Origin of the sequence: Paraburkholderia sp. CHISQ3 (genome assembly GCF_030464945.1) — a bacterium.
Classification (GTDB): domain Bacteria; phylum Pseudomonadota; class Gammaproteobacteria; order Burkholderiales; family Burkholderiaceae; genus Paraburkholderia; species Paraburkholderia megapolitana.
The window spans coordinates 499806-523834 of record NZ_JALPRG010000001.1; the positions used below are offsets into that span (position 1 = coordinate 499806).

Annotated in this window: 27 protein-coding genes and 1 riboswitch; of the genes, 13 read left to right on the plus strand and 14 right to left on the minus strand. The window is 63.6% G+C overall.

Features of this window, described 5'->3' with window-relative positions:
* The first annotated feature begins 199 nt into the window (after nucleotides 1–199).
* Nucleotides 200–523 carry a DUF4148 domain-containing protein gene (locus tag M0D65_RS02180; protein ID WP_091010141.1) on the plus strand — a complete coding sequence of 108 codons (324 nt, stop codon included), beginning with the start codon at nucleotides 200–202 and terminating at the stop codon, nucleotides 521–523.
* Here the strand turns inward: M0D65_RS02180 and M0D65_RS02185 are convergent.
* Nucleotides 512–1738 (minus strand): alanine--glyoxylate aminotransferase family protein, encoded by a 1227-nt coding sequence (locus M0D65_RS02185; RefSeq protein WP_091010139.1) that lies wholly within the window; start codon nucleotides 1736–1738, stop codon nucleotides 512–514. The two genes, M0D65_RS02180 and M0D65_RS02185, sit on opposite strands and share 12 nt — an antisense overlap.
* A 712-nt stretch (nucleotides 1739–2450) precedes the next feature.
* Here M0D65_RS02185 and M0D65_RS02190 point away from each other — a divergent pair.
* Nucleotides 2451–3422: a LysR family transcriptional regulator gene (locus M0D65_RS02190; RefSeq protein ID WP_091010137.1), complete on the plus strand. Its 972-nt coding sequence runs from the start codon at nucleotides 2451–2453 to the stop codon at nucleotides 3420–3422.
* Between the two features lie 65 nt (nucleotides 3423–3487).
* On the opposite strand, the gene M0D65_RS02195 is transcribed toward M0D65_RS02190, so the two are convergent.
* Nucleotides 3488–4018, minus strand: coding sequence for a hypothetical protein (locus M0D65_RS02195; RefSeq protein WP_091010135.1), 531 nt, complete (start codon nucleotides 4016–4018; stop codon nucleotides 3488–3490).
* Between the two features lie 272 nt (nucleotides 4019–4290).
* Between M0D65_RS02195 and M0D65_RS02200 the strand changes: the two genes are divergently transcribed.
* The 3 genes from M0D65_RS02200 (at nucleotide 4291) to M0D65_RS02210 (ending at nucleotide 7732) form a co-directional block, all read left to right on the plus strand.
* Nucleotides 4291–5130 carry a crotonase/enoyl-CoA hydratase family protein gene (locus M0D65_RS02200; RefSeq protein WP_266250786.1) on the plus strand — a complete coding sequence of 280 codons (840 nt, stop codon included), beginning with the start codon at nucleotides 4291–4293 and terminating at the stop codon, nucleotides 5128–5130.
* Nucleotides 5131–5291: 161 nt separating this feature from the next.
* The gene (locus tag M0D65_RS02205) at nucleotides 5292–6464 is read left to right on the plus strand and encodes an MFS transporter (protein WP_091010132.1); all 1173 of its coding nucleotides are present in this window, start codon (nucleotides 5292–5294) and stop codon (nucleotides 6462–6464) included.
* A gap of 110 nt (nucleotides 6465–6574) precedes the next feature.
* Nucleotides 6575–7732, plus strand: a complete 1158-nt coding sequence (locus tag M0D65_RS02210; protein ID WP_266250787.1) for an MFS transporter — start codon at nucleotides 6575–6577, stop codon at nucleotides 7730–7732.
* 80 nt (nucleotides 7733–7812) lie between these two features.
* Here the strand turns inward: M0D65_RS02210 and fahA are convergent, their stop codons facing one another.
* From fahA to M0D65_RS02225, 3 genes are read right to left on the minus strand one after another with little or no spacing between them, the layout of a single operon-like run.
* Nucleotides 7813–9135, minus strand: a complete 1323-nt coding sequence (gene fahA, locus M0D65_RS02215) for a fumarylacetoacetase (protein WP_266250788.1) — start codon at nucleotides 9133–9135, stop codon at nucleotides 7813–7815.
* Nucleotides 9132–10478 (minus strand): homogentisate 1,2-dioxygenase, encoded by a 1347-nt coding sequence (gene hmgA / locus M0D65_RS02220; protein WP_266250789.1) that lies wholly within the window; start codon nucleotides 10476–10478, stop codon nucleotides 9132–9134. Before hmgA ends, fahA begins: the two co-directional genes overlap by 4 nt.
* Before the next feature lie 44 nt (nucleotides 10479–10522).
* Nucleotides 10523–11878, minus strand: a complete 1356-nt coding sequence (locus tag M0D65_RS02225) for an MFS transporter (protein ID WP_266250790.1) — start codon at nucleotides 11876–11878, stop codon at nucleotides 10523–10525.
* 298 nt (nucleotides 11879–12176) lie between these two features.
* On the opposite strand from M0D65_RS02225, the gene M0D65_RS02230 reads away from it, so the two are divergent.
* Nucleotides 12177–13010, plus strand: a complete 834-nt coding sequence (locus M0D65_RS02230) for an EAL domain-containing protein (protein ID WP_091010124.1) — start codon at nucleotides 12177–12179, stop codon at nucleotides 13008–13010.
* Nucleotides 13011–13040: 30 nt separating this feature from the next.
* Here the strand turns inward: M0D65_RS02230 and M0D65_RS02235 are convergent, their stop codons facing one another.
* Complete coding sequence (locus tag M0D65_RS02235) at nucleotides 13041–13826, minus strand: IclR family transcriptional regulator (protein ID WP_266250791.1); 786 nt, start codon at nucleotides 13824–13826, stop codon at nucleotides 13041–13043.
* Nucleotides 13827–13906: 80 nt separating this feature from the next.
* Here M0D65_RS02235 and M0D65_RS02240 point away from each other — a divergent pair, with 80 nt between their 5' ends.
* Complete coding sequence (locus M0D65_RS02240; protein WP_091010121.1) at nucleotides 13907–15097, plus strand: acyl-CoA dehydrogenase; 1191 nt, start codon at nucleotides 13907–13909, stop codon at nucleotides 15095–15097.
* A gap of 102 nt (nucleotides 15098–15199) precedes the next feature.
* Here the strand turns inward: M0D65_RS02240 and M0D65_RS02245 are convergent, their stop codons facing one another.
* A complete protein-coding gene (locus M0D65_RS02245) occupies nucleotides 15200–15838 on the minus strand; it encodes a peroxiredoxin (protein ID WP_091010119.1) in 639 nt (212 codons plus the stop codon).
* 62 nt (nucleotides 15839–15900) lie between these two features.
* On the opposite strand from M0D65_RS02245, the gene M0D65_RS02250 reads away from it, so the two are divergent.
* The 4 genes from M0D65_RS02250 to M0D65_RS02265 all read left to right on the plus strand — a co-directional run bounded on the left by M0D65_RS02250 (nucleotide 15901) and on the right by M0D65_RS02265 (nucleotide 17534).
* Nucleotides 15901–16188 (plus strand): hypothetical protein, encoded by a 288-nt coding sequence (locus M0D65_RS02250; protein WP_266250792.1) that lies wholly within the window; start codon nucleotides 15901–15903, stop codon nucleotides 16186–16188.
* Nucleotides 16189–16205: 17 nt separating this feature from the next.
* On the plus strand, nucleotides 16206–16508 hold the full coding sequence (locus M0D65_RS02255; RefSeq protein WP_091010118.1) for a YqjD family protein: 303 nt from the start codon (nucleotides 16206–16208) through the stop codon (nucleotides 16506–16508).
* A gap of 114 nt (nucleotides 16509–16622) precedes the next feature.
* The gene (locus M0D65_RS02260) at nucleotides 16623–17006 is read left to right on the plus strand and encodes a phage holin family protein (protein ID WP_266250793.1); all 384 of its coding nucleotides are present in this window, start codon (nucleotides 16623–16625) and stop codon (nucleotides 17004–17006) included.
* Nucleotides 17007–17066: 60 nt separating this feature from the next.
* Nucleotides 17067–17534 (plus strand): DUF3318 domain-containing protein, encoded by a 468-nt coding sequence (locus M0D65_RS02265; protein ID WP_266250794.1) that lies wholly within the window; start codon nucleotides 17067–17069, stop codon nucleotides 17532–17534.
* A gap of 39 nt (nucleotides 17535–17573) precedes the next feature.
* Here M0D65_RS02265 and M0D65_RS02270 read toward each other — a convergent pair whose 3' ends face one another.
* From M0D65_RS02270 to glyA, 7 genes are all read right to left on the minus strand, one after another.
* Nucleotides 17574–17999: a type IV pilin protein gene (locus M0D65_RS02270; protein ID WP_266250795.1), complete on the minus strand. Its 426-nt coding sequence runs from the start codon at nucleotides 17997–17999 to the stop codon at nucleotides 17574–17576.
* 19 nt (nucleotides 18000–18018) lie between these two features.
* Nucleotides 18019–18543, minus strand: a complete 525-nt coding sequence (locus tag M0D65_RS02275) for a hypothetical protein (protein WP_266250797.1) — start codon at nucleotides 18541–18543, stop codon at nucleotides 18019–18021.
* On the minus strand, nucleotides 18540–19346 hold the full coding sequence (locus tag M0D65_RS02280) for a PilW family protein (RefSeq protein ID WP_266250798.1): 807 nt from the start codon (nucleotides 19344–19346) through the stop codon (nucleotides 18540–18542). The genes M0D65_RS02275 and M0D65_RS02280 overlap by 4 nt, the downstream gene beginning before the upstream one ends.
* Nucleotides 19343–19765 (minus strand): hypothetical protein, encoded by a 423-nt coding sequence (locus M0D65_RS02285; RefSeq protein WP_266250800.1) that lies wholly within the window; start codon nucleotides 19763–19765, stop codon nucleotides 19343–19345. The genes M0D65_RS02280 and M0D65_RS02285 overlap by 4 nt, the downstream gene beginning before the upstream one ends.
* Complete coding sequence (locus tag M0D65_RS02290; protein ID WP_266250802.1) at nucleotides 19762–20328, minus strand: GspH/FimT family protein; 567 nt, start codon at nucleotides 20326–20328, stop codon at nucleotides 19762–19764. The genes M0D65_RS02285 and M0D65_RS02290 overlap by 4 nt, the downstream gene beginning before the upstream one ends.
* Nucleotides 20329–20436: 108 nt before the next feature.
* The gene (nrdR, locus tag M0D65_RS02295) at nucleotides 20437–20928 is read right to left on the minus strand and encodes a transcriptional regulator NrdR (RefSeq protein WP_091010103.1); all 492 of its coding nucleotides are present in this window, start codon (nucleotides 20926–20928) and stop codon (nucleotides 20437–20439) included.
* 6 nt (nucleotides 20929–20934) lie between these two features.
* Entirely contained in the window at nucleotides 20935–22182 is a 1248-nt protein-coding gene (gene glyA, locus M0D65_RS02300; protein ID WP_091010101.1) for a serine hydroxymethyltransferase, read from the minus strand.
* 168 nt (nucleotides 22183–22350) lie between these two features.
* Nucleotides 22351–22452: riboswitch (ZMP/ZTP riboswitch) on the minus strand.
* A 200-nt stretch (nucleotides 22453–22652) separates the two neighbouring features.
* Here glyA and ydfG point away from each other — a divergent pair.
* Both ydfG and ybgC read left to right on the plus strand, forming a co-directional pair.
* Nucleotides 22653–23399, plus strand: a complete 747-nt coding sequence (gene ydfG / locus M0D65_RS02305) for a bifunctional NADP-dependent 3-hydroxy acid dehydrogenase/3-hydroxypropionate dehydrogenase YdfG (RefSeq protein ID WP_091010099.1) — start codon at nucleotides 22653–22655, stop codon at nucleotides 23397–23399.
* 82 nt (nucleotides 23400–23481) lie between these two features.
* Nucleotides 23482–23958: a tol-pal system-associated acyl-CoA thioesterase gene (gene ybgC, locus M0D65_RS02310; protein WP_266251185.1), complete on the plus strand. Its 477-nt coding sequence runs from the start codon at nucleotides 23482–23484 to the stop codon at nucleotides 23956–23958.
* The last annotated feature ends 71 nt before the right edge of the window (nucleotides 23959–24029 follow it).

Here is a 24029-nt window from a genome sequence, read left to right on the forward strand (position 1 = left end):
GGCGGAAACATGAAGATCTGGTCATCCGTCTACGGCGCCGGTTCGATAAAACAATCTTCATCCGCGGTCTGTCGTTCCGATAGATGCGCCTGCCTATGCTTCCCCTCAACCGGTTGCGCGCCGCACGTTCGCGAACGCAGAGAGACCGGTGGCCGGCGCGGCGCATCGCCCCGCCGTTCACACCATCGAGAGGGAAATCATGAAACTGACCTGCCGCACGGCCGCCTGCACGCTGTTGATGCTCGTGAGCGCCTCCGCCTTCGCATCGTCGCGGCTCACGCCGCAGCAATGCAACGACTACCCGTTCAAGCCGTTAAGTGCACCCGCTACCCACGCGCAACTGATGAACGAACTGTCCGAACTCGAATCGGTCGGTTATGACCCGTCGGCCGGTGACGACGACAACTACCCCAACGATATCCAGCAAGCCGAACAAAAGTTGCAGGTTAAATACCACGAGGATTGTGGCGCCGTCGCACCGCTTTCGACGGCGCAGTCGGCGAACCAGGGCTCAGCGAACTGAAGGCCGCGCGCCACCCGAGAGCGACTTCTCGAGCGCCGCCACACCTGCCGGCAGATCCACCGCGACGCCGAGATCCACCATCGTGCGGCCCAACGCGTGCAGTGTCCTGAACAGGTTATGTTCGCGGCACTGCTCGCCCATCTGACCGATCCGCACGATCGGCAAGCCGAACGAGCCGGATATTTCCACCTGATGCTGCCGCGAAATGTGGCCGCAGATGTCGCCGGGGCTCAGGCCCTGCGGCGCCTCGATGCCGACCACCGAATTGAGCCGGCAAGCTTGCGGCGTATACAGCGTGAGGCCGAGCGCGGTGATCCCCTCTTGCAGCGCCACCGAGCACTTCAGGTGACGCGCAAAGCGCTTCTCGAGCGTCTCCGCGCAAACCAGACGTAGCGCCTCATGCAGCGCGAGCACACCCGATACCGGCGCCGTGTAGTGATAGCCCGCGTTGTGCCAGAAATTTTCGGCGAGCGATGCATCGAGGCACCAGTGCGCGTTCGGCTGCTCGCGATGCTTCACGCGCTCCCATGCCGCTTCCGAAAACGCGACCAGCGACACCCCCGGAATCGACGACAAGCCCTTCTGGCCGCCGGTAATCACCGCATCGATACCCCACGCGTCCATCTCGAGCGGCATCGTGCTGAGCGTACACACTGCATCGACGATAACGAGCGCGCCCGCCGCCTTCGCCAGTGCGGCGATGTCCTTCAGATGGTGGTTCCACACCGTGTTCGATGTCTCGCCCTGCACGATCGTCACGATCTCGGGACGCACGCGGCGCAGCGCCGCCTCGACCGTTTCGAGGCTCGCCACCGCACGGTCCTCGACGTCGAGGATCGAGACGTCGGCGCCGACGCGGCGGCCCATTTCCGCCATCCGCTCGCTGAAGAAGCCGTTCTTGATGCTAAGGACGCGCGTGCCGCTCCACGCCAGATTGGAAATCGCCATTTCCATCGCCGCGGAACCGGGACCTGCCACGCCGAGCACCCATTTCGAATTCGTCTGGAACACATAGCGCGCCATCGTCTTTACCTGCCCGACCACCTTCGCCATCGTGCCGCCCAGGTGATTGATGACGATCGTGTTGGCCTTCGCAACGGCCGCGGGAATCGGCACGGGGCCGGCGCCCATCATCAGCAACGGTTCTTCGGGGAGGATCGCGTCGAGCGACTCGACGTCCGGGCACGGTACGGAGAAAGACGGGGTGAGGGGCATAGTCGGTACGGATGAAATCGGCAAGGTCGGAAACTTCAGAGAATAGCGCAAGTCCGGCTTTGACCTTTGACAAACCGCCAGTCTCTCGTCGCCTTGAATTGTGCGACGTATTTTCGTCTTTCTCGCACGCAATACGGCATTCCGGGTTCGCCATTGTGACAAAAATGCGATGCCACGGGGATAAATGCGCACCGGCTACCAAAGCAATTTACCGGGAGCGGTGGAAATAATGAAAGAAGCAAACCTGCTATGGAGTTTTTTAAGCGGATTGCGTAGGTAGAGGTTCAGTGAGATTTGGCGGGCACCATTCAAGTCGGGTTTATCGCACGCGAATAAGCGAGGTAACGCACCAACTGCGGCGTAGCGGAGGAATCGCAAGGCAGCATGCGGTTCTTCACGCGCTCAGGAACAATGCGGTGCGCGCCCATTGGTTGAATCGGCGAAGGCGCGGCGATCCACGCCGTCACTCCATTAATTGCATTGCGAATTATGCCGGATCGGTAGATTCAATTCCACGCAACCTCGGCCGTCTTTATACCTGGTAAAGCGCCGCAGTATTTTTTCAATAAATATTGAAATTCCAGACAACTGCCAATATGATTTTAATCCGGAATCGCAGTTGTCTGACTGAATGCTTCTCGACATCGGCTGACATGTTGCCGCACGGTTTAACTCTGGGCGGACGTGATACCCATCTACGAGGCGAAATTTCATGAACCAGATTCACGCAATGCGTGTTTTCGTCAGAGTGGCCGAAACCGAGAGCTTTCGCCGCGCCGCGCAGCAACTCGATGTGTCCAATGCGCTCGTCACGCGTTCAATCGCCATGCTCGAAGCGCATCTGAGTACCCGTCTCATCAATCGCACCACGCGCAACCTGTCACTGACCGAAGCCGGCGTGCGCTATCTGGAAGGCTGCCGCGGGCTGCTCGAAGAACTCGATCATCTGGAAGGCACGGTCGCCCATACCGAACGCGAACCCGGCGGTACGCTGCGCGTCGTCGTGTCCGGCACGCTGTCGCCGGCTGTGCTGACACCGCTGCTCGACGGCTACCGGCGCACGCATCCGCAGGTCCGGCTACGGCTCACGCTCGCCGATCGCCCCGTCGATCTGCTCGAAGACGGCTACGACGTCGGCATCGTCACGGCGTTCTCGATATCGGGCAAGGATCTGATCGAACAGCCGATCGGCACCAACACGCTGGTGCCGTGCGCCGCGCCCGGCTATCTCGCCGAACGCGGCGAACCGCGCTCGCCGCTGGAGCTCGCGCAGCATGCCTGCGTCGGGTTGCCGCCGGGGCAACGCAGCCCGACGTGGCACTTCGCCGGGCTCGACGGACGCTCGCTTCCAGTTACGCTGCACCAGGTCTACACGGTCAACAGCACGCTGATGGTCCGGCTCGCCGCGCTCTCGGGGATGGGCATCGCGATCCTGCCGGCGCAGCTCGTCGCGAGCGATTTTGCCGCGGGTACGTTGACACGCATCATGAGCGATTACACCGTCGACGATCCGGAAGCGAATCTCTCGATCGTCTATCCGGGGCGCCGCTTCCTCGCGGCCAAAACCCAGTCGTTCATCGACCACACGATCGAGTACTTCAGCCGCGACATCGCGCCGCTCCCGACGTTGATCGAGCGTATGCCGCAGCAGGCAAATGGGTGGAGCGTCGCGCCGCACGTGTAACGGTGGGCTTGCACAGCGGCTCGCGGGATCGCTGACGGCGTGCGCCGCCGGCCACGTTCCCACGTTCAGTTCGCGCCCGGGTCCGGCCGCAACGCGGTACGCGCATCGTCAGGCGCGCCGCATACTTCGCGCAGCAGCACAGCCTCGCGCTCGTGCACTTCGACCGGCATCCAGCGCGCGCCCGCCTCGGCAAGATAGCGCGTTCGATGCTGCCCGTTGCGAAACGCCACGACGCCTTCGTGGTCCAGTCCCAGCCAGCCGAAGAGCCCCGGCGCACGCCGCTTCGTCACCGTCACATACGGCATCTCGGGAATGCGTTCGTTCTCCGGATCGAGAAACTCGCGGATGCCGCGCACCTTGCCCGAGTGCCATTCGTTGACGGGCTTCAACACGTAGTCGGTGTTATCGCGATCCGCACACACCAACAGCTTGCGCATATCGACCAGCACGACCTGATGACGCGTGCCGGCAGCACCGAACACACGTTTCAGACGTACGTGGTCGTACCACCCATGCTCGGGCAGAGGAACGATCCAGACCGGTTCGGCCCCGGACGGCACAACGCTGGATGCGGGCGATGACATGGATACGGGCATGCAATGAGTTCGATCTGCCGGCGCGGAGCGCCAACGCGCACCGACGTCTAAAAAGCGCCTAAGCTACGAGTGCATCATGAAAGCCACGTGACAGCGGCCGTGCAAACTGCGGGTGTTTCGCGCTCAGGCTTACCCCTTCGTACTGACGGCCAGACTGCCTCGCGAGTCATTTCGCATACGGTATGCCCGTTTTCGTTCCAGCGATACTGCAATCGCATATCGCGAGTACGGATCGACATGGCAGCGGTGCAGCGAGATCGATGGAGAAACCGATGATCATGGAAACGTTCGGCGAGCATGTCCGGCTCGAAGCAGTCGATGCGGTCGATACGGTGGTGACGATCGTGCTCGAGCGTCCGGCGCGTCGCAACGCCGTGGATCGTCCAACCGCCGATGCACTGAGCGCCGCTTTTCGCCGCTTCGATACCAACCCTGCGTGGCACGCGGCGGTCCTGTTCGGCGCGGGCGGCACGTTCTGCGCGGGGGCGGATCTCACCGCGCTCGGCGACGACGCGCGTCGCAACGAACTGCATGCGGACGGTAGCGGCCCCGGTCCGATGGGACCGACGCGCATGACGTTCGGCAAACCGGTAATCGCTGCGATCGCCGGTCATGCGGTCGCGGGTGGGCTCGAACTGGCAGCGATGTGCGACCTGCGCGTCGTCGAAGACGATGCGGTGCTTGGTGTGTTCTGCCGGCGGGTCGGCATTCCGCTGATCGACGGTGGGACCATCCGCCTGCCGCGGCTGATCGGCCTGTCGCGCGCACTCGATCTGATCCTGACCGGCCGCCCGGTCGACGCGCAGGAGGCGCTCGCGTTCGGCCTCGCCAACCGGGTAGTCGCGAAAGGTACGGCCCGGGCCGCCGCCGAACAGCTGGCCGCCGCGTTAGCCGCGTTCCCGCAGGCGGCGCTGCGGGCCGACCGCCGCTCGGCGTTCGAAAACAGCACGCTCGACGATCTGGCGCTCGCGCTGCAGCGCGAAGGCGCCGGCGGCTACGACGCGGTATTTGCCGAAGGAGCCGCTGGCGCCGCGCGCTTTGCGGCCGGGGCGGGTCGCCACGGCACGGCCGTTCCGCCCTCTGCCCATCCCGCCGATCCCAGCCCCGACTAGAAATCTGCAGGAAAAACAACACTTCGCTTACACATCAGCAAGGCGATTTTGGGTTAGGTACAATCCCCTACTGCTTTACCCTGGCGCCCGCGTTTTCGGCCCGAAAACACGCGCCGCATGCGCCGCTCACCCGCCGCGCTCCTGTACCGATCCGTCCCATCATGCCTTTACCCCTGCTCGCCCTCGCCATCGCTGCCTTTGGGATCGGTACCACTGAATTCGTCATCATGGGGCTGTTACCCGACGTCGCACGCGATCTCGCCGTGTCGATTCCGGCTGCCGGCATGCTGGTGTCGGCCTACGCACTCGGTGTCACGATCGGCGCACCGATCGTCGCGATCGCGGTCGCCAACATGCCGCGCAAGAAAGCGCTGATGAGCCTGATCGGCGTATTCATTCTCGGCAACCTGCTGTGCGCCATCGCGCCCGGCTACGCGGTGCTGATGGTCGCGCGCATCGTCACGGCGTTCTGTCATGGCGCGTTCTTCGGCATTGGATCGGTGGTAGCGGCTGGGCTCGTCGCACCGAATCGCCGCGCGCAGGCCATTGCGCTGATGTTCACCGGTCTCACGCTCGCCAACGTACTCGGCGTGCCGCTCGGCACGGCGCTTGGTCAGGCCGTGGGCTGGCGCGCGACGTTCTGGGCCGTGACTGGCATTGGCGTGCTCGCGGCCGCGGCGCTCGCCGTATGTCTGCCCGCGCGTATCGAGATGCAGAAGGCGAGCCTCGTGCGTGAATTCAGCGTGCTGAAGAACCCGCAGGTGCTGATGGTGCTCGGTATCAGCGTGCTCGCATCGGCGAGCCTCTTTTCGACCTTCACCTATATCACGCCGATTCTCGAGGACGTCACCGGCTTCACGCCGCATGCGGTCACGCTCGTGCTGCTGCTGTTCGGTCTCGGGCTGACGGTGGGCAGCACGCTCGGCGGCAAGCTCGCGGACTGGCGTTTGATGCCGTCGCTGCTCGCGTTCCTGATGGCGATCTGCGTGATTCTCGTGGTGTTCGCCGGGACGATGCATTCGCCGGTCGCTGCCATGATCACGATCTTCGTGTGGGGCGTGCTCGCATTTTCGATCGTGCCGCCGCTGCAGATGCTGATCGTCGATCGCGCGAGCCATGCGCCAAATCTTGCGTCCACGCTGAATCAAGGCGCATTCAATCTCGGCAATGCGACGGGCGCGTGGCTGGGCGGCATGGCGATCGGTGCGGGCATTCCGCTCACGTCGCTGCCGTGGGTCGGTGTGACGATGGCGTTGGCTGCGCTGCTGCTGACGGTGTTCTCGGTATCGCTGGAACGGCGTGCGCAGCGGTTGCCGGCGGGTTCGCCGGGCTGAAGCACACTGAAGCGCGTCACACACCTCGCGAGCCGAAGCCCCCGATTCCCCCCACTGCAACACGGGTCGACGCCGATGCGCGACAACGCGCCGGTGTAGCATTCCCGCCGATGAAAGTCATCTTCACCCGCGATTTCCTCGCCCTCATTCTGAGCGTCGCCGTAGTCGGCCTGGGCAGCGGCGCGACGCTGCCGCTCACGGCGCTCGCGTTGACCCAGGCCGGCTACGGCACCGATGTCGTCGGTCTGCTGACCGCCGCGCAGGCGGGCGGTGGCCTCGTCGTCGTGCCGCTTGCGGGCTGGGTCGCTGCGCGCTTCGGCGGCCGTCAGGTGATCGCGGGCGCGGTACTCGTCGTCGCAATCGCGACCGCGGGCATGCAGCTCACGACCAACCTGTACGTCTGGGCTGTGTTGCGCATCGCTTGCGGTGCGGCGCTGATGCTGCTCTTCACGATCGGCGAGGCATGGGTCAACCAGCTCGCCGACGACACGACACGCGGTCGCGTCGTCGCCATCTATGCGACGACCTTCACGTTATTCCAGATGGCCGGGCCGGTGCTCGTGAGCCAGATCGCTGGATTCAATAGCGGGCGCTTTCTGCTGTGCGGTGCGATCTTCCTGCTCGCGCTGCCGACGCTCGCGACGATCCGCGCCACCCCGCACACTGCCAGCGCACCCGAAGCCCACGACAGCTGGCGCCATGTGCTGCCGCGTATGCCGGCCATCGTGATCGGCACCGCGTTCTTTGCGCTGTTCGATACGATCGCGCTGTCGCTGCTGCCGCTGTACGCGATGGCGCATGGCATCGCGGTTGAAGTTGCCGTGCTGTTTGCGTCGGCGCTGCTGCTCGGCGATACGACGATGCAGTTTCCGATTGGCTGGTTTGCAGACCGGTTTGGTCGTGAGCGTGTGCATCTTTGCTGTGCAGGCGTCGTTGTGCTGCTGTTGCCGTTGCTGCCGTGGGCGATCGGCTCGCTGTGGTTGTGCTGGCCGCTGCTCTATGTGCTCGGCGCCGCGGCGGGCGCGATCTATACGCTGTCGCTGGTGGCGTGCGGTGAACGCTTTCGCGGCGCCGCGCTGGTGTCGGCGAGTTCGCTCGTCGGGGCGTCGTGGAGTGCCGCGAGTTTTGGCGGCCCGTTGATTGCTGGTGCGTTGATGAAGGGTATCGGCAACGATGCGCTGGTCGGCTTGCTGCTGGCTGGTGCGCTCGCGTTTGGTGGCGCGGCGTTGTGGGAAAGACGGCGTGCGGGAGTGCGGGTGGTGCGTTAGCGTGCACGCGGACAGCCGGGATCTGTTGCGCACGACCTCAGTGGTTGCGCGGTTGTGCGGATACCGCATTGCGCACAACGTCAATCATGCGCCGGCACAATCACACCGCTACACGTTCCGAAGCCCACGCGATAACCCTCGCCCTGGCACCACCCAGCGAGCGTCAGTTCATCGCCGTCTTCGATAAACGTCCGCGTGCCGCCCTCCTTCAGTTCGAGCGGTTGCTTGCCGTTCCAGGTCAGCTCGAGCAGGCTGCCATATGAATCAGCGGTCGGCCCGCTGATCGTCCCCGAACCCATCAGATCGCCGACCCGCGTATTGCAGCCCGACACCGTGTGATGCGCAAACTGCTGCGCCATCGTCCAGTACATGTGACGAAAATTCGTGCGCGAGATCGTCGTCGCTTCGCGGGCGCGTTGCGGACGCAGTTGCACTTCGAGCGCGATATCGAACGCATGCGCGCCGTCGTGCCGCAGATAGTCGAGCGGCTGCGGCACCTGTTCCGGCTGCGCGACGCGAAACGGTTCGAGCGCGTCGAGCGTGACAATCCACGGCGAGATCGTCGTCGCGAAGGTCTTCGCGTTGAATGGCCCGAGCGGCACGTACTCCCACTGCTGGATGTCGCGCGCACTCCAGTCGTTCAGCAGCACCATGCCGAAGATGTGTGCTTCGGCATCGGCACACGCCACCGGTTCGCCAAGCGCATTGCCGCGCCCAACGATAAAGCCGGTTTCCAGTTCGATATCGAGCTTGCGACACGCGCCGAACACCGGACGCTCCGCATCGGGCAACTTCAATTGACCGTTGGGCCGCCGCACCGGCGTGCCGCTCACCACCACCGATGAAGCGCGTCCGTTGTAGCCGATCGGCATCTCCGACCAGTTCGGCAGTAATGCATTCTTCGGATCGCGGAACATCGAGCCGACGTTCGTCGCGTGTTCTTTCGACGAATAGAAATCGGTGTAGCCGGGAATCTGCACGGGTAAGTGCAACGTCGCATCGGCAGCGGACACGAGCGCGCGTTCGCGCAGTGCCGCATCGTCGCGCAGCGTGGCTGTGTCGCGCGCGAGCAGACTGGATAGCTGAATCCGTACGCTGCGCCACGCATCGCGACCCAGCGAGATGAACGCGTTGAGCGAGTCGGAGCGGAACACACTGGAAGCACCGGATTCGTTCGCCGACGCCAGCGGCAAAACGAGCAAGCCCGCTTCCTCCAGCACCGCCAGATCGACGATGCGATCACCGATCGCGACGCCCACGCGCCAAACCGCATCGTGCGAGTCGCTAAAGATGCCGAACGGCAGGTTCTGGATCGAAAAGTCGCAGGCCGCATCGTTCGCAGCTTCGACCCAGCTTCGGCGCGACGGATCGAGCGTCGCCTGCAGATCGCTCGATACGCTCATGGCTGCTCCGGGTTGAAGTGTTTCTGGATGCCTTGCCAGCACTCGAAGTAATCGGCTTGTAGCTGTGACGTTTCGAGCGCAAAACGGGTCGGGCGAATCAGCGTGCGGGTTTCGAACATGAACGCCATCGTGTCGCCGACCTTGTGCGGCTTCGAGGTGTCGCTGTGCGATGCCTTCTCGAACGTATCCGCATCGGGACCGTGGCCCGACATGCAGTTGTGCAGGCTCGCGCCGCCAGGCACGAAGCCCTCCGCCTTCGCGTCGTAGACGCCATGCACGAGACCCATGAATTCGCTCGCGACGTTGCGGTGAAACCAGGGCGGGCGGAACGTGTCTTCAGCTGCAAGCCAGCGTGGCGGGAAGATCACGAAGTCGATCGTGTCGACACCGGGTGTATCGCTGGGTGCGTGCAGCACGAGGAAGATCGACGGATCGGGATGGTCGTAGCTGATCGAGCCGATCGTGTTGAAGTGGCGCAGATCATATTTGTACGGCGCGTAGTTGCCGTGCCACGCGACGACGTCGAGCGGCGAATGGCCGATGTCCGCGCGCCACAAATGGCCGTTCAGCTTCGCGACGAGTTCAAAGTCGCCTTCGCGGTCTTCATAGGCGGCGTGCGGCGTGAGGAAATCGCGCGGATTGGCGAGCCCGTTCGAGCCGATCGGCCCGAGATCCGGCAGACGCAACAGCGCACCGAAGTTCTCGCAGATATAGCCGCGCGCCTCGCCATCGGGCAGCGTCACCGTGAAGCGTACGCCGCGCGGAATCACCGCGATCTCGAACGGTTCGATGTCGAGCTGGCCAAGTTCGGTTGCAATCGCGAGGCGGCCCTGTTGCGGCACGATCAGCAGCTCGCCGTCGCCGCTGTAGAAGTAGCGGTCCTGCATCGAGCGGTTCGCCGCATACAGATGGATCGCGCAACCGTTCATCGATTCGGCGGAACCGTTGCCCGCCATCGTCACCCATCCGTCGATGAAATCGGTCGGCGCGGTGGGCATCGGCAGCGGGTTCCAGCGTAGCTGGTTCGGCGGGGTCGGCGGCACTTCATGGAAGTTCGCCACGAGCCGGCCGGCGGGATGCGATGGTGACGGTGGCAGCGGCGTGAATGGCCGGTGCATCGCCGCCGGACGAATGCGGTACAGCCACGAGCGGCGGTTATGACTGCGCGGTGCGGTGAACGCGGTGCCCGACAACTGCTCTGCGTAGAGTCCGTAGGCGGCGCGCTGCGGTGAGTTGCGGCCTTGCGGCAGTGCGCCTGGCAGCGCCTCGGTGGCGAACTCGTTGGCGAAGCCCGATTGATACGCGGGGCGATCGCCTGAATGGGAATTCGTATCGTGAGTCATGTGTTTCTCCATCAGTACCTGCCGTGAATACCTGCCATGAACGCCTAAGCGGTTCGCGCCGGCGCAACGCGGTGACCCCGCGTCGCGCCCGCAAGCACGACTACGAACAACGCCGAGCACAACACCGGCACCGCGGCCGCGTGAAACAGCGCCGCATTCGACCAGTTCAGTGCGATCAGTTGCCCACCGACGAGCGGCCCGATCACCGAGCCGATGCGACCAATACCGAGGCTCCAGCCGATGCCGGTCGATCGCAGACTGGTCGGGTAATAGTGTCCTGCAAGCGCATTGACCGCCGGTTGCCCACCGACTACACAGAAGCCGCCCGCGAACACCGCCACCAGCAGCCACGGCAGCGCATGCGCGACACTGCCGATCGCACCGACGAACCCGGCCGCGCACGCAAAGCAGACGAACAGCACCCGCACGAAGCCGAAGCGTTCGATAAACCAGCCGAGCGACAACGTACCGATCACCCCACCGGTCTGCAGCACGGTGCCGACAATCACTGCTGTCGCCGGTGTGTAGCCCGCATCGCGCATCACGGTCGGTAGCCAGTTGGACAGGAAGTACAGATCGATCAGATTCATGAAGCTGATCGCCCACAGGATCAGCGTGACCGGCGTGCGGCCGGCGCGGAACAGCTCGGCGACCGGCGCGCCACCATCGGCTTTTTCGCGCACGACGATGCGCGTCTGCGCGTCGATGTGCAGGTTTGGATCGAATGTCGCGAGCCAGCGCCGGGCGCGTTCCATGCGGCCTTTGAGTACAAGGAATTGCAGCGATTCGGGCAGCGCGACGAGCATCGCAAACGCGAGCAGCAGCGGCACCGCACCGCCGACCCAGAACACCGCGCGCCAGCCAAACGCCGGGATCAACGCAGCGCTGACAAAACCACCGAGTGCCGCGCCAAGCGTGAAGCCACACGACACCAGCATCATTCGCTTCACTCGATGCGCAGGCGTGGAAAACTCGCCGACCAGCGCCATCGCATTCGGCATGATGCAGCCGAGCCCAAGCCCCGTTATAAAGCGCAACGCGATCAACGCAGGCACCGTCGACGCAAGCGGCGTCGCGATCATCGCCGCAGCGAAGAAAAACGTCGCACCGATCAGCACCGGACGCCGGCCGATCCGGTCGGCGAGCACCGACAGCCCCAGCGCGCCGAGCAGCATGCCGAACAGACTCGCGCTGAACACCGGCCCGAGCGCCGCCTTCGATACGCTCCACTCGGCGATCACGCTCGGTGCGACGTAACCCATCGCCTGCGCATCGAAGCCGTCGATCACGAGACACAGTCCGCAGAGCACAAGCAGCATGAGCTGGAACGCAGGGTGATGCGTTTCGCCGAGCACGCGCTCGACTTCGATCACATTCGACGACGCGGGTTGGGCGCTCATGGATAGTCTCCTCATCGTTATGGTGCCAGGCGGGTTGCCGACAGTACCGGCTCGAAACGCGAAACGACTTTTCCGGGCACACACGGCTCCGCTCTCGCCACACGCGCAATTTACGAATAGTAAAATGAATTACGTATAGTGAAACTATCGTAAACCCTGATCCGATGTGCGCCGACCTATATCGTTATGAGCATTTAGTTCATGCGCGCGCTACGCCGACTGCTAACATCGTTAAATGAGTGCGGCATGGCGCCGCAACCGACAAAAGACGCGTGCTTGCGCGCGACCTGCCCCGTTCATGATTCCCCCGACCATCTCCGACCTCGTTGCGCGCGCCGCCAGCCACCCGTTTCTCGGCGAGCATCTGGCACGCGGCACGGGCGAGCACAGCGACAGCGCGATCGCCCGCTTCAACGGTTTCCAGCTGGGCAGCACGTATGAGCCGATCTTCGATATCAGCGTGCATGCGTATGGACAGTCGCTCGGTTCGGCGCCGGAGCGTGCCGACCGGTTCGGCGACGAACTCGGTTTTCAGGCGGTGACGCAGCGCGTCGACGGCGTGCCGTTCGATGCACAAGACACCTTCGAGCGCATCGCCGACGACCAGGAACTGGTCGCGCTAGACCGCATGTCGCGGGCACTGCACGCAATCAATTTCTTCGGTGCACAGCGGCACGGACTGCTGTTTCTACGGGTCCACGAACGGTTGCTGAAGAGCGTGAAGTACGACCACGGCCGGCATTTCTCGGCGGTGCTCGTATCGTTTGGATTGAACCCCTCACGCATCGTGATCGAACTGCCGGCGGCGGCGGTTGCGCATCGCAACTTCCTCGGCTATCTGACGCGCAGTTATCAACGCTACGGTTTCAAGGTGGCCGGTAACCTGCCGAATGCCGGGCAGATTCTTTCGGTCTCGGACATGGCGCGGCTCGATTTCATCAAGATGGATGCGGGCTCGGCACTGCGCGACTCGATGGTGAAGCCGTTGGTCGGATATGCGAACCGGTTGCGCATTCCGTTGATCTTCAATCGCGTGGCTGATGAAGCGCAGTTTGATTTACTGCAGCAATATGATGTGCGGTTTGTGCAAGGCCCACTTTTCGCGGCGCATGATCACGACCGGACAGCGTAAAGCGCAAACTCACCGAGATTAGAAACAAAACTACGCCGTATCGCCCAACCTGCAAGCCAGCGCCTTCAACCGCGGCGCGACGCTCTCGCGAAACACCTCCTCCCCCATCGACGATGCCGGCCCGCTGCAACTGAGCACCAGCCAGCGTCCATCGCGTGTCTCGCGAAACGGCACCGCGACCGCGTTCACATCGTCATTCCACGCGCGAAACGAGAAGCAGCAGCGCGCTTCGGCAAACGCGTCGATCTCGAACTGCGCATCGGCCACGAGCGCGGCGCCGTCCGCGCCGGCCGCCTTCTTCAATTCGGCGAGCAAGGCTGCGCGCGCATCGGCGGGCAGCACGGCGAGATAGGCACGGCCCATCGAACTGGTGAGCATCGACAGCCGCGAACCCGACGCGAGGCCGAGCGTGAGCGCGGTCTCACTACGGATCGTCTCGAGATAAATCATGTCGAGCCCATCCCGGCAACCGAGTGACACAGCCGCGCCCACTTCGCGTGCGAACGTGCGCATGTGCGGCCGCGCGAGTTCGAGCGTGTCGGTTCCCGACAGCAGTGCAAACCCAAGCGACAGCACACCGGCATCGAGTGCGTACTTGCCGAGCGTTTCGTCGAAGCGCAGATAGCCGAGCACCGTCAGCGTGTAGGCGAGCCGGTTCACGGTTGCCTTCGGCAGGCCGGTTCGCTCGACGAAATCGCGATTGCCGAGCATCGTTTCGCCGGGACGAAACGCGCGCAGCAGGTCCAGCCCACGTGCCAGGGCGGTGACGAATTTGCGTTCGTCGATGGAAATGGCGGGGGTGGATGAAGGCGTCATCGGATGGTACACTCGGGTCTAATTTGCAAAACATTGTTCCGCATAGCGGAACTAAAGTCAAGGAACAGGAGAGTCGCATCATGGCCGACGCCGCGCAGTTTCATTGGGAAGATCCGCTGTTGCTCGATCAGCAGTTGACCGGGGAAGAACGCATGGTGCGCGACGCCGCCCAGGCCTATTCGCAAGACAAACTGGCGCCGCGCGTGCTCGAGGCGTTCCGTCACGAGAAGACCGATGCCAGCATCTTCCGCGAGATGGGCGAACTCGGTCTGCTCGGCCCGACCATTCCCGAACAGTACGGCGGCCCCGGTCTGAGCTACGTGAGCTACGGGCTCATCGCGCGTGAAGTGGAACGCATCGACTCCGGCTATCGCTCGATGATGTCGGTGCAGTCGTCGCTCGTGATGGTGCCGATCTTCGAATTCGGCTCCGATGCACAAAAAGAAAAGTATCTGCCGAAGCTCGCCACCGGCGAATGGATCGGCTGCTTCGGTCTGACCGAGCCGAACCACGGCTCGGACCCGGGCAGCATGGTGACGCGTGCGAAGAAGGTCGACGGCGGCTATTCGCTGTCGGGCTCGAAGATGTGGATCACCAACTCACCGATCGCCGACGTGTTCGTCGTCTGGGCCAAGCTCCAGGAGGACGGCAAGGACGCGATTCGCGGCTTCATTCTCGAGAAGGGCTGGAAGGGTCTGTCGGCACCGGCCATCCACGGCAAGGTTGGTCTGCGCTCGTCGATCACCGGCGAGATCGTGCTCGACGAAGTGTTCGTCCCCGCCGAGAACCTGATGCCGAACGTGAGCGGTCTGCGCGGTCCGTTCACGTGCCTGAATTCGGCGCGCTACGGCATTGCCTGGGGTGCGCTCGGCGCCGCGGAAGCCTGCTGGCATACCGCGCGGCAGTATGTGCTCGATCGCAAGCAGTTCGGTCGTCCGCTTGCTGCCAACCAGCTGATCCAGAAGAAGCTCGCCGACATGCAAACCGAGATCACGCTCGGACTGCAAGGCGTGCTGCGTCTCGGCAGGATGAAGGACGAAGGCACCGCCGCAGTCGAGATCACGTCGATCATGAAGCGCAATTCGTGCGGCAAGGCACTCGACATCGCGCGGCTCGCACGCGACATGCTCGGCGGCAACGGTATCTCGGACGAGTTCGGTATCGCGCGGCACCTCGTGAACCTCGAGGTCGTCAACACGTATGAAGGCACGCACGATATTCATGCGCTGATACTGGGGCGCGCGCAGACGGGGATTCAGGCGTTCTTCTGAGCAGCGTAGTCGCGATAGCACATCAAACAAAAACCCCGCATACGCGGGGTTTTTCGTATCGCGCCGGTCGCCGCGCGGCTATGCCGCGCCGCGCGAACCGCGTTACTTGTTCGGCTGCGGCGTGAGACGCAGATACGGGCGTATCGCCTTGTAGCCCTTCGGAAACCGCTGCTTGATTTCCTCTTCGTCCTTCAGCGACGGTACGATCACCACGTCGTCGCCCTGCTTCCAGTTGCCCGGCGTCGCGACCTTATGGTTGTCGGTGAGCTGCAGCGAATCGATCACGCGCAGCACTTCGTCGAAGTTACGACCGGTGCTGGCCGGATACGTGATGATCAGACGCACTTTCTTCTTCGGATCGATCACGAACAGCGAGCGCACGGTGAGCGTCTCGTTCGCATTCGGGTGAATCATGTCGTAGAGTTCCGAAACCTTGCGATCGCCGTCCGCGAGAATCGGGAAGCCGACGCTCGCCGCCTGGGTTTCGTTGATGTCCTTGATCCATTCCTTATGCGATTCCGCGCTGTCCACCGATAACGCAATCGTCTTCACATTGCGCTTTTCGAATTCGCCCGCGAGCTTCGCCGTCAGACCGAGTTCGGTCGTGCATACCGGCGTGAAGTCGGCGGGATGCGAAAACAAAACGCCCCAGCTGTCGCCGAGCCATTCATGGAAACTGATGCGGCCGATGCTCGAATCCTGTTCGAAATCTGGTGCGATGTCGCCGAGACGCAGACTCATGGTGCAGCTCCTTGAAGTGAACGGACGAATTTGCGAATAGTACCCGCAAGCTTCGCAAAGAGTTGAAGCATACGGGAAGCCACGGTTCTGTTGAACAAACATCGCGTCAGAACTTTATGAGTTTTTGTAATTTTCGCCGACGCGGGGGAAACTTTACGGGGCAGATCAACTCCATCAAGCTGCGGATCAACCGCCGTATCAATGCAACGACGCTGTCGGGGCGCTTTTTAGCAGCCGTCGTTCGCAGAAAACAGCAACGGGAACAGTTCGTGCATACCCCACCAGTCAGTGCGTCGACCAGCGCACTCGCCAGCGGACGTTTCTTTGGTTACGATTCACGCGTGGCGTGATACGAAGGGAGCAGTCAATGTCGGAAGTCAACAAGGAGAGATTGATGTCGGATATCAAAGCCGTCCTCGCGGACGCTGAAGACCTGTTGAAGCAGGCCGCAAGCGCAACGGGCGAGCGCGCGTCGGAACTGCGCGAAACGGCGCTGTCGCGTCTGAAGCAGGCAAAGGAAAAGGCCGCCGACGTGCAGGTCGTCGTCGTCGAGAAAGGCAAGAAGGCCGCGCGCGCAACCGACGACTACGTACACGAACATCCGTGGGCGTCGATCGGCATCGCAGCCGGCGTCGGCGTTCTGGTCGGGTTGCTGATCAACCGCAAGTAAGCACGCGACGGCGTGCAGCGGCTGACGGCCGCTCACGGCAACTCACATACCAGTCGACCGGCGCGCGCCGGTCGACTCCTTCTGGTGCATCTGCACGCGCAACGCGCTTAGGCCATGACGATCGATTCCAACACGCGCGCTGAGCACGGGCCATTGCGCCGCCTTCTCGGCTCCGTATTCTCCATCCTCCAGACGCGCCTCGAGCTGATCGGCATCGAACTGAGCGAGGAGAAAGACCGCCTGCTGGCGGTGCTCTTCCTCGGGCTCGCGGCCATGATGCTCGCTACCATGGCGCTGATCGCACTGACGGCGCTCGTGGCCATCGCTTTCTGGGACACCTGGCGCTGGCAGGCGCTCGCCGGCATTACGCTGGTCTATGCGCTCGCGGCGTTGTTCTGCGCATTGCGCGCGCGCAGCGGTTTGCGCAACGCGCCGATCATATTCGAAGCCACGCTGAAGGAATTCGAAAAGGACCGCGACGTCTTCCGCAAGCAATAAAACCGGCGAGTACACCGCCCGCTTCCGTCATTTCTCCACCGCCATCGCTATCGAGATCTCATGAGCCAGCCCCGTCCGGACACCGCCTTTCGCAGCCAGCATTCCGGCGCAAAAGAATTGAGTTCGCCGCATCTGCGCGCACTGCGCAAGGAACTGCTGATCGTGCGCGCGGATATCGAACGGATGGAATTCGCCCAGGCAACGGTAGAACTACGTCAGTCGGTCTCGCATTTCAGCTGGCTCAAGTTTCTGCTGCCGGGCCTCCGCGGAATGAGCTGGGGCGCAGGCAAGAGTGCGAATGCGGGCATCGGCGCACTGCTCAAGCAGTATCCGTTGATCAGTTCGCTTGCTTCGCTCCTGCTCGCCAGACCGCTGCGCTCTACGCTGCTTGCCAGTGCGAAACCGCTGCTCAAATGGGGCGGACTCGGGTTTGCCGCGTGGGAGGCTTACCGCATCTGGCAACAGATGAAGAGCGACGACGATACTGCGCCAGCGGCAAAATCCGGCCGCGCGGGTCGCGGATCGTAAGCAGACAATCTCTTCGCTGAACGCTCAAGCAGCGCTCGTTCAACGCGTATTCCAGCACTCGTCTGCGGCGAGCGCTGTCGGATTGCTGCTGCGATTCGCACGCACGCCGGTCGCGTCGAGCACGAACGTGCCGCATGCATCGCCATGCATCGGACCATCCTCCACCGGTACCGCCTCCAGCGTATAGCCACCGTTCGTCGCATTGGCCGGCAGCACGCCAAGCCGATACAGCGCGGTGCCGAACTGCGGTGCACGGTCAAGACCGACAGGCAACGCATTCCGCTCACCGCCCGCATCGTTCTCCACGAACTGGGCTGCGCGATACAGCGCGGCTGCGGCATCGGTTCGATGCGTTCGCGCGATCTGACTGCGATACGCCGGCACCGCGAACACCGCGAGCGTCGCGGCAATCGCCAGCGCGATGACCAGTTCGAGCAGCGTGAAGGCGTGGGTCCGTGAGGTCATAAGAAGGTTATCTAACCGTTCAAAAGGGACGTGCGACGATCTGCCGCCAGTGGCGCTCCGTGCGCCCGTCGTCGATCACGAGTGTCAGTTGCATCCATGCCTGCGATGCCAGCGTCGCGCCAAAGCCGCGCGCAGTGATCAGCCATGCGCGTGCCTCGGGGCGTGTTGCAAGCTGCCATCCTTCGATCAGACATTGCGGCGGTCGCACCGACCCGGGCCATTGCGCTACCGGGGTTTGCACACCCGCCTCGAAGGTCGCGGCACGCCGCCAGCCCTCGGGTTCGCCCGCGACGTCCGGCAACGCAGTGGCCGTGTTCGCCAGCGTCATCTGCGCACATAGGGCGAGCGCCGCATCGGCAGCATGAAATGCCTGCAGATGGCCCTGCGTATTCGCGGTACCGCGTGCGCTCGCGAGCGACGTCTCGAACCACGCCGCCGATGTGACGAGCATCATCGACGACAGCATCAGGACAACAGGTAGTGCAACGCCATGCGACCGGCTACGCGCGCGGTAGCTTCGTCGCGTTCGGGTATCGCGTGTCATGACGGCCTGCGCGCCTGGTTGCGAACTGCGACGCGCCGCCAGAACGCCTGCCGCACACGTGTGTCCGTCGCGAGCGTCGACACGCCGTCGCAATCGACGTAACGCGTGCGGCGCCCGAGCGGTGCGCCACGCACCAGCACACACAGGTCCACGGCGACGATCTGCTGCCATTGATCCCGCGCGATAGCGGAAGCATCGAGCGCGGTGCGCGCGTCCTTCAGCCAGTAGCGAACCCGCAATCCTTCGACGCCTTCCACCAGTGGTTGCGCCACGCCCGGCCGGCCACTGCCGTCGCAATACAGTTCGGGTTCGCCGGCGCTGCCGGTTCTCGCGTGGAAGCGGTTGACGATCGGTATGCGCTGCGGATCGCTTCCGGCTGCGTCGGTGGTCACGCTCTGGCCGAGACAGTCGGTAGGCCGACCGGTCGACGATGGCCACGTCGATATCGTGTCGCCGATGTAACGCACCGCGATGCCGTCCGAATGCGTGCTCACCGTTTCGCAACTGCGACTCTCGAAGCTGCCAACCGTGCGTGCGCCCGAGCAACCGAACAACCCGGCTGACGTGTCGGCCGGCGCCATATCGGCGGGCACGAAGCCGGCCATGCGGACCTGCGCGGCGATCAGTGCGAGCGCGGTCGTGCCGGCGTCGTGTATCCGCAGCGCATCGGTTGCGCGCACGAACGCGACACGCTGTGAGCGGTACATGGAGACAGCGCCGGCCACCACGACGAGACCGAGTGCGGCGGCAATCATCAACTCCAGCAGCGTGTGACCGCGCGAGCGGAATCTTGCAACGGTCATCGGGCGAACGCGATCGCGACACAGGCGGTCCGCGGCGGTACCGCCATGTCGCCGCAAGACTCGGGCATATCGACTACCTCGCCACGCACCGAAGGCGCGGGCGGCAGCCACGTGACCTGTGCCACCGCGGTTCCAGCGCGTTGATCGCGAATCGACACCTCGCCCTGTGGGAACAAACGCGCAGCGAGCACCTTCCATTGCGACAACGCTGTGTCTTCAGGCACGTTGGCGCGCGTCGTTTCGGCCATCGCGTCCGAGATCATGGCCGCGTGTTCGCGCAGCGTGACCGCTTTCGCCTCACCCGCAGTCCACCATTGTGCGGCCGTCAAGCCGAGTACCGTGACGGCCATCAAGGCAACCGCCAGCATCACTTCGAGTAGCGAATTGCCACGACATGCAGCGTGTTCGCGCCGGCTCACGATGCAGCTCCACAAGCACCGTCGGAAATACGCGGTCGACCGCCGGCGGCAATCCTGATGCAACGCCGCCAGTTGTTACCCTGAGTAGCACGCGACATGGAACGCGGCGCGACATCGAAGTTGCGAAAGCCGCCGATCACCTGTCCCGCCGGCGGCGTGAACGTGAGATTGCTGAGGGTGCCGTTCACGCTCACTGCAGCGAGACCCGGCTGCACACGCAACGCGGACAGCACCGTCGAACCCGGTTGCTCAGCCATTACGGCCCAGCCGCACGACCAGTCCAGGGTACCGCTGCGGCAGGCTTCGCCTACCGGCAGACAGCGATGCGCGCCATCGATGCGACACACCGTGACGCGCACGCCGCGCCGCAGCGCTTCGCTGCGTGCGTAGGTGAGTGTGGAGAGCATCGCGCGCGCCCGGGCGTCGACCTGATCGCGCACGTGCCACGCGACAAACGATGGCGTAGCCAGAACTGCAAGCGCGGCAAGCAGCGCGACGACGACGAGCATTTCGGCAAGCGTGAAGCCGCCGTACGCTTGCGGCGGAAAAGCATGGGGGGTCATGGGTCACTCACTCCTGACTGGTCCGAAGAACACAGTCAATCTAGCGACCCATGCGAAACGCGACAATCGACCGAACGGCCAGGTCGCGTGAGGAAGTGAGCGGAACAGTCAGCGCTTGCGCGAAGACTTGACGGGAGCAGGAGGCGACGAGGCGCGGCGGAATTCCTCGATCACGTCCTCGAATTCGGACACGTCTTCGAAGCGCCGGTACACAGAAGCAAAGCGCACATACGCAATCGTATCGAGCGCACGCAACTCGTTCATCACGAGTTCGCCGAGCCGTTCGCTGCGCACTTCACGCTCGCCGCTGCCGAGCAGTTGATATTCGATGCGGGCGACGGCCGTATCGATTGCTTCGGCGGCGACCGGCCGCTTTCTCAACGCGAGCTGCATGCTCGCGACGATCTTGCGGCGGTCGAATTCCCTGCGACTGCCGTCCTTCTTGACGACCGCCGGCAACGCCAGTTCGGTCCGCTCGTACGTCGTAAAACGCTTGTCGCAGGCCGAACAGCGACGCCGCCGGCGGATCGCCGCGCCGTCTTCCGACACGCGGGAATCCACGACCTGCGTATCGTCATGCCGACAGAAGGGGCAGCGCATGATCGCCTAGCGGTAAACCGGGAAGCGCTTCGTCAGGGCCGCAACCTGGGTACGCACGCGTTCGATCGTGGCGGCGTCTTCCGGATTGTCGAGCACATCGGCAAGCAGGTTACCGACCTGCTCGGCTTCCGCCACGCCAAAACCGCGCGTCGTCATGGCCGGCGAGCCAAGGCGAACGCCGCTCGTGACAAACGGCTTTTCCGGATCGTTCGGGATCGCGTTCTTGTTGACCGTGATGTGCGCCGCGCCGAGCGCCGCTTCCGCGGCTTTACCCGTGATGTTCTTTGCCCGCAGATCGACCAGCATGACGTGGCTCTCGGTGCGACCGGACACGATACGCAGGCCGCGCTTCACCAGCGTTTCGGCGAGCACGCGCGCGTTGTCGAGCACCGCCTGCTGATACGTCTTGAATTCCGGCGACAGTGCTTCCTTGAATGCCACGGCCTTGGCGGCGATGACATGCATGAGCGGACCGCCCTGGATGCCCGGGAAGATCGCCGAATTGATCGGCTTCTCGTATTCGGCCTTCATCAGGATCACACCACCGCGCGGACCGCGCAGGCTCTTGTGCGTGGTGGTCGTGACGAAGTCGGCGTGCGGCACCGGGTTCGGATAGACGCCCGCGGCGATCAACCCGGCGTAGTGCGCCATATCGACCATCAGGTAGGCGCCAACCGACTTCGCGATCTTCGCAAGACGTTCGAAGTCGATACGCAGCGAGAACGCCGATGCGCCCGCGACGATCAGCTTCGGCTTGTGTTCCTGAGCGAGTTTTTCCGCGGCGTCGTAGTCGATGTCCTCGGCTTCGTTCAGACCGTAGCTGACCACGTTGAACCACTTGCCCGACATGTTGACCGGCGAGCCGTGCGTCAGATGGCCGCCATGCGCGAGGCTCATGCCCATGATCGTGTCGCCCGGCTTCAGCATCGCGAAGAACACGCCCTGATTGGCCTGCGAGCCCGAGTTCGGCTGCACGTTCGCGGCTTCGGCGCCGAAGATCTGCTTCACGCGATCGATCGCCAGCTGCTCGACGATGTCCACGTATTCGCAGCCGCCGTAGTAGCGCTTGCCGGGATAGCCTTCGGCGTACTTGTTGGTAAGTTGCGAGCCCTGGGCGGCCATGACGGCCGGGCTCGTGTAGTTTTCCGACGCGATCAGTTCGATGTGGTCTTCCTGACGGCGGTTTTCCTGTTCGATCGCCTTCCAGATTTCGGGATCGACGCTGGCGATAGTGCTTTCGGCTCTGTCAAACATACGGGTTCCGTTGAGTGAGTTCAGTTCAGGTTGACCGGATTGCGCGGGATAAGCGTAGCGGATACGCAGCGCTGCTGGCGGCTGGGCCAGCCTTGACATGGCGGAGAAGGAGCGCCGCACACGCGAGGCAGGACAGCCACCGGCGGCGCCAGACTACGACGCGCGGATCACGGCTGCCCAGGCGAACGGCAAAACGGCACCCTGCGCTTCACGGTGGGTTGTTCCACCTTTGAACCCAGAAGGGTTCTATCGCCAGTCACGCAGGATTGAGCGCGTTAGTTTATTGGAACCTGCACCAATAGGCAACAACGGGCGAGCGCCGGCCGGTGCGGCCCCGTGCCGCTGCAAGCCCCGCTGGACGGCGCTTCGGAGCCGGCGCCCGCGGCAGACGGGCCGCTCCTCGTCCTTGCCGCAGCGCCGCATTGGAAGTAGGCTGATGCCCTTTCCATCTTTCCGACCATGGAGCAGCAATGATCGTGTTCGTCACAGGCGCGTCCGCAGGGTTCGGCGCCGCTATTGCAAGGGCGTTCGTCAACGGCGGCCATCGGGTCGTCGCCACCGCGCGCCGCAAGGACCGCCTGCAGGCGCTCGCCGACGAGCTGGGCGAGCGCCTCCTGCCGTTCGAACTCGACGTGCGCGACCGCGCCGCCGTCGAAGCCGCGCCGGCCGCGCTGCCGCCGGAGTTCGCAGCCATCGACGTGCTGGTCAACAACGCCGGCCTCGCGCTCGGCCTGGAACCCGCCCAGCGCGCCGTGCTGGACGACTGGCAAACGATGATCGACACAAACTGCACCGGCCTTGTGCAGGTCACGCGGGCGCTGCTGCCGGGCATGGTGGAACGCAACCGCGGGCACGTGTTCAACCTGGGTTCCGCGGCGGCCAACTGGCCTTATCCGGGCGGCAACGTCTACGGCGCGACCAAGGCGTTCGTGCGCCAGTTCAGCCTGAACCTGCGCGCCGATCTGACCGGCACAGCAGTACGCGTCACCGATGTCGAGCCGGGGCTGTGCGGCGGCACCGAGTTTTCGAACGTGCGTTTCCGCGGCGACGACCAGAAGGCGGCGAATGTCTACCAGAACGTCCAGCCGCTGACAGCCGAAGACATCGCGGAATCGATCTACTGGATCGCCACGCGGCCCGCCCACGTGAACATCAACACGATCGAGCTGATGCCGGTGGCCCAGTCGTTTGCGGGGCTGTCGGTTCATCGCGGCTGAGCGTTCGCGCCGCGCGTGCGTGCGACGACCGGAAAAAGAACAAATCGTGACAAATCGCGAGGCGCGTCTGCGTTCCGGTAAAATGCGCGGCATGAATATGTCCAGCAGCCAGCCCGACACGGAAATTGGCTTCACGTGGCCGATCCGGGTGTATTACGAAGATACCGATGCCGGCGGCATTGTGTACTCGGCGAATTACCTGAAGTTTTTCGAGCGTGCGCGCACCGAATGGTTGCGCGCATCCGGAATCGACCAGCGGCAACTCGCCGACGAAACCGGCACGATGTTCATCGTGTGCAGCACCGCGCTCAATTACCGGGCACCGGCGCGGCTCGACGACCTCGTCACCGTGATCAGCAGGGTCGAGCGGCTTGGCCGCGCATCCGTCGATTTCGCGCAGGAAGCCTGGCGCGACGACACGCTGCTCGCCACCGGCAACATCCGGGTCGGCTGCGTCGAACGTGCTGCGTTCAGACCTGCCGCCATTCCTCCACCGGTGCTCGCCGCATTGCGGCGCGGACCAGCTACGACGACCGGCGTGTCAACGACAGTCGACTGAACACCGTTGATACGTCGCCAGTGAACTCGTATCGATCAATGCCACACCAAGCATGGTTCGGCGAAGGATAC

What these genes read in the sequence shown, in the direction of transcription:
- M0D65_RS02180 (WP_091010141.1), top strand. Translation starts at nt 200, where the DNA reads ATGAAACTGACCTGCCGCACGGCCGCCTGCACGCTGTTGATGCTCGTG.
- M0D65_RS02185 (WP_091010139.1), bottom strand. Translation starts at nt 1,738, where the DNA reads ATGCCCCTCACCCCGTCTTTCTCCGTACCGTGCCCGGACGTCGAGTCG.
- M0D65_RS02190 (WP_091010137.1), top strand. Translation starts at nt 2,451, where the DNA reads ATGAACCAGATTCACGCAATGCGTGTTTTCGTCAGAGTGGCCGAAACC.
- M0D65_RS02195 (WP_091010135.1), bottom strand. Translation starts at nt 4,018, where the DNA reads ATGCCCGTATCCATGTCATCGCCCGCATCCAGCGTTGTGCCGTCCGGG.
- M0D65_RS02200 (WP_266250786.1), top strand. Translation starts at nt 4,291, where the DNA reads ATGATCATGGAAACGTTCGGCGAGCATGTCCGGCTCGAAGCAGTCGAT.
- M0D65_RS02205 (WP_091010132.1), top strand. Translation starts at nt 5,292, where the DNA reads ATGCCTTTACCCCTGCTCGCCCTCGCCATCGCTGCCTTTGGGATCGGT.
- M0D65_RS02210 (WP_266250787.1), top strand. Translation starts at nt 6,575, where the DNA reads ATGAAAGTCATCTTCACCCGCGATTTCCTCGCCCTCATTCTGAGCGTC.
- fahA (WP_266250788.1), bottom strand. Translation starts at nt 9,135, where the DNA reads ATGAGCGTATCGAGCGATCTGCAGGCGACGCTCGATCCGTCGCGCCGA.
- hmgA (WP_266250789.1), bottom strand. Translation starts at nt 10,478, where the DNA reads ATGACTCACGATACGAATTCCCATTCAGGCGATCGCCCCGCGTATCAA.
- M0D65_RS02225 (WP_266250790.1), bottom strand. Translation starts at nt 11,878, where the DNA reads ATGAGCGCCCAACCCGCGTCGTCGAATGTGATCGAAGTCGAGCGCGTG.
- M0D65_RS02230 (WP_091010124.1), top strand. Translation starts at nt 12,177, where the DNA reads ATGATTCCCCCGACCATCTCCGACCTCGTTGCGCGCGCCGCCAGCCAC.
- M0D65_RS02235 (WP_266250791.1), bottom strand. Translation starts at nt 13,826, where the DNA reads ATGACGCCTTCATCCACCCCCGCCATTTCCATCGACGAACGCAAATTC.
- M0D65_RS02240 (WP_091010121.1), top strand. Translation starts at nt 13,907, where the DNA reads ATGGCCGACGCCGCGCAGTTTCATTGGGAAGATCCGCTGTTGCTCGAT.
- M0D65_RS02245 (WP_091010119.1), bottom strand. Translation starts at nt 15,838, where the DNA reads ATGAGTCTGCGTCTCGGCGACATCGCACCAGATTTCGAACAGGATTCG.
- M0D65_RS02255 (WP_091010118.1), top strand. Translation starts at nt 16,206, where the DNA reads ATGTCGGAAGTCAACAAGGAGAGATTGATGTCGGATATCAAAGCCGTC.
- M0D65_RS02260 (WP_266250793.1), top strand. Translation starts at nt 16,623, where the DNA reads ATGACGATCGATTCCAACACGCGCGCTGAGCACGGGCCATTGCGCCGC.
- M0D65_RS02265 (WP_266250794.1), top strand. Translation starts at nt 17,067, where the DNA reads ATGAGCCAGCCCCGTCCGGACACCGCCTTTCGCAGCCAGCATTCCGGC.
- M0D65_RS02270 (WP_266250795.1), bottom strand. Translation starts at nt 17,999, where the DNA reads ATGACCTCACGGACCCACGCCTTCACGCTGCTCGAACTGGTCATCGCG.
- M0D65_RS02275 (WP_266250797.1), bottom strand. Translation starts at nt 18,543, where the DNA reads ATGACACGCGATACCCGAACGCGACGAAGCTACCGCGCGCGTAGCCGG.
- M0D65_RS02280 (WP_266250798.1), bottom strand. Translation starts at nt 19,346, where the DNA reads ATGACCGTTGCAAGATTCCGCTCGCGCGGTCACACGCTGCTGGAGTTG.
- M0D65_RS02290 (WP_266250802.1), bottom strand. Translation starts at nt 20,328, where the DNA reads ATGACCCCCCATGCTTTTCCGCCGCAAGCGTACGGCGGCTTCACGCTT.
- nrdR (WP_091010103.1), bottom strand. Translation starts at nt 20,928, where the DNA reads ATGCGCTGCCCCTTCTGTCGGCATGACGATACGCAGGTCGTGGATTCC.
- glyA (WP_091010101.1), bottom strand. Translation starts at nt 22,182, where the DNA reads ATGTTTGACAGAGCCGAAAGCACTATCGCCAGCGTCGATCCCGAAATC.
- ydfG (WP_091010099.1), top strand. Translation starts at nt 22,653, where the DNA reads ATGATCGTGTTCGTCACAGGCGCGTCCGCAGGGTTCGGCGCCGCTATT.
- ybgC (WP_266251185.1), top strand. Translation starts at nt 23,482, where the DNA reads ATGCGCGGCATGAATATGTCCAGCAGCCAGCCCGACACGGAAATTGGC.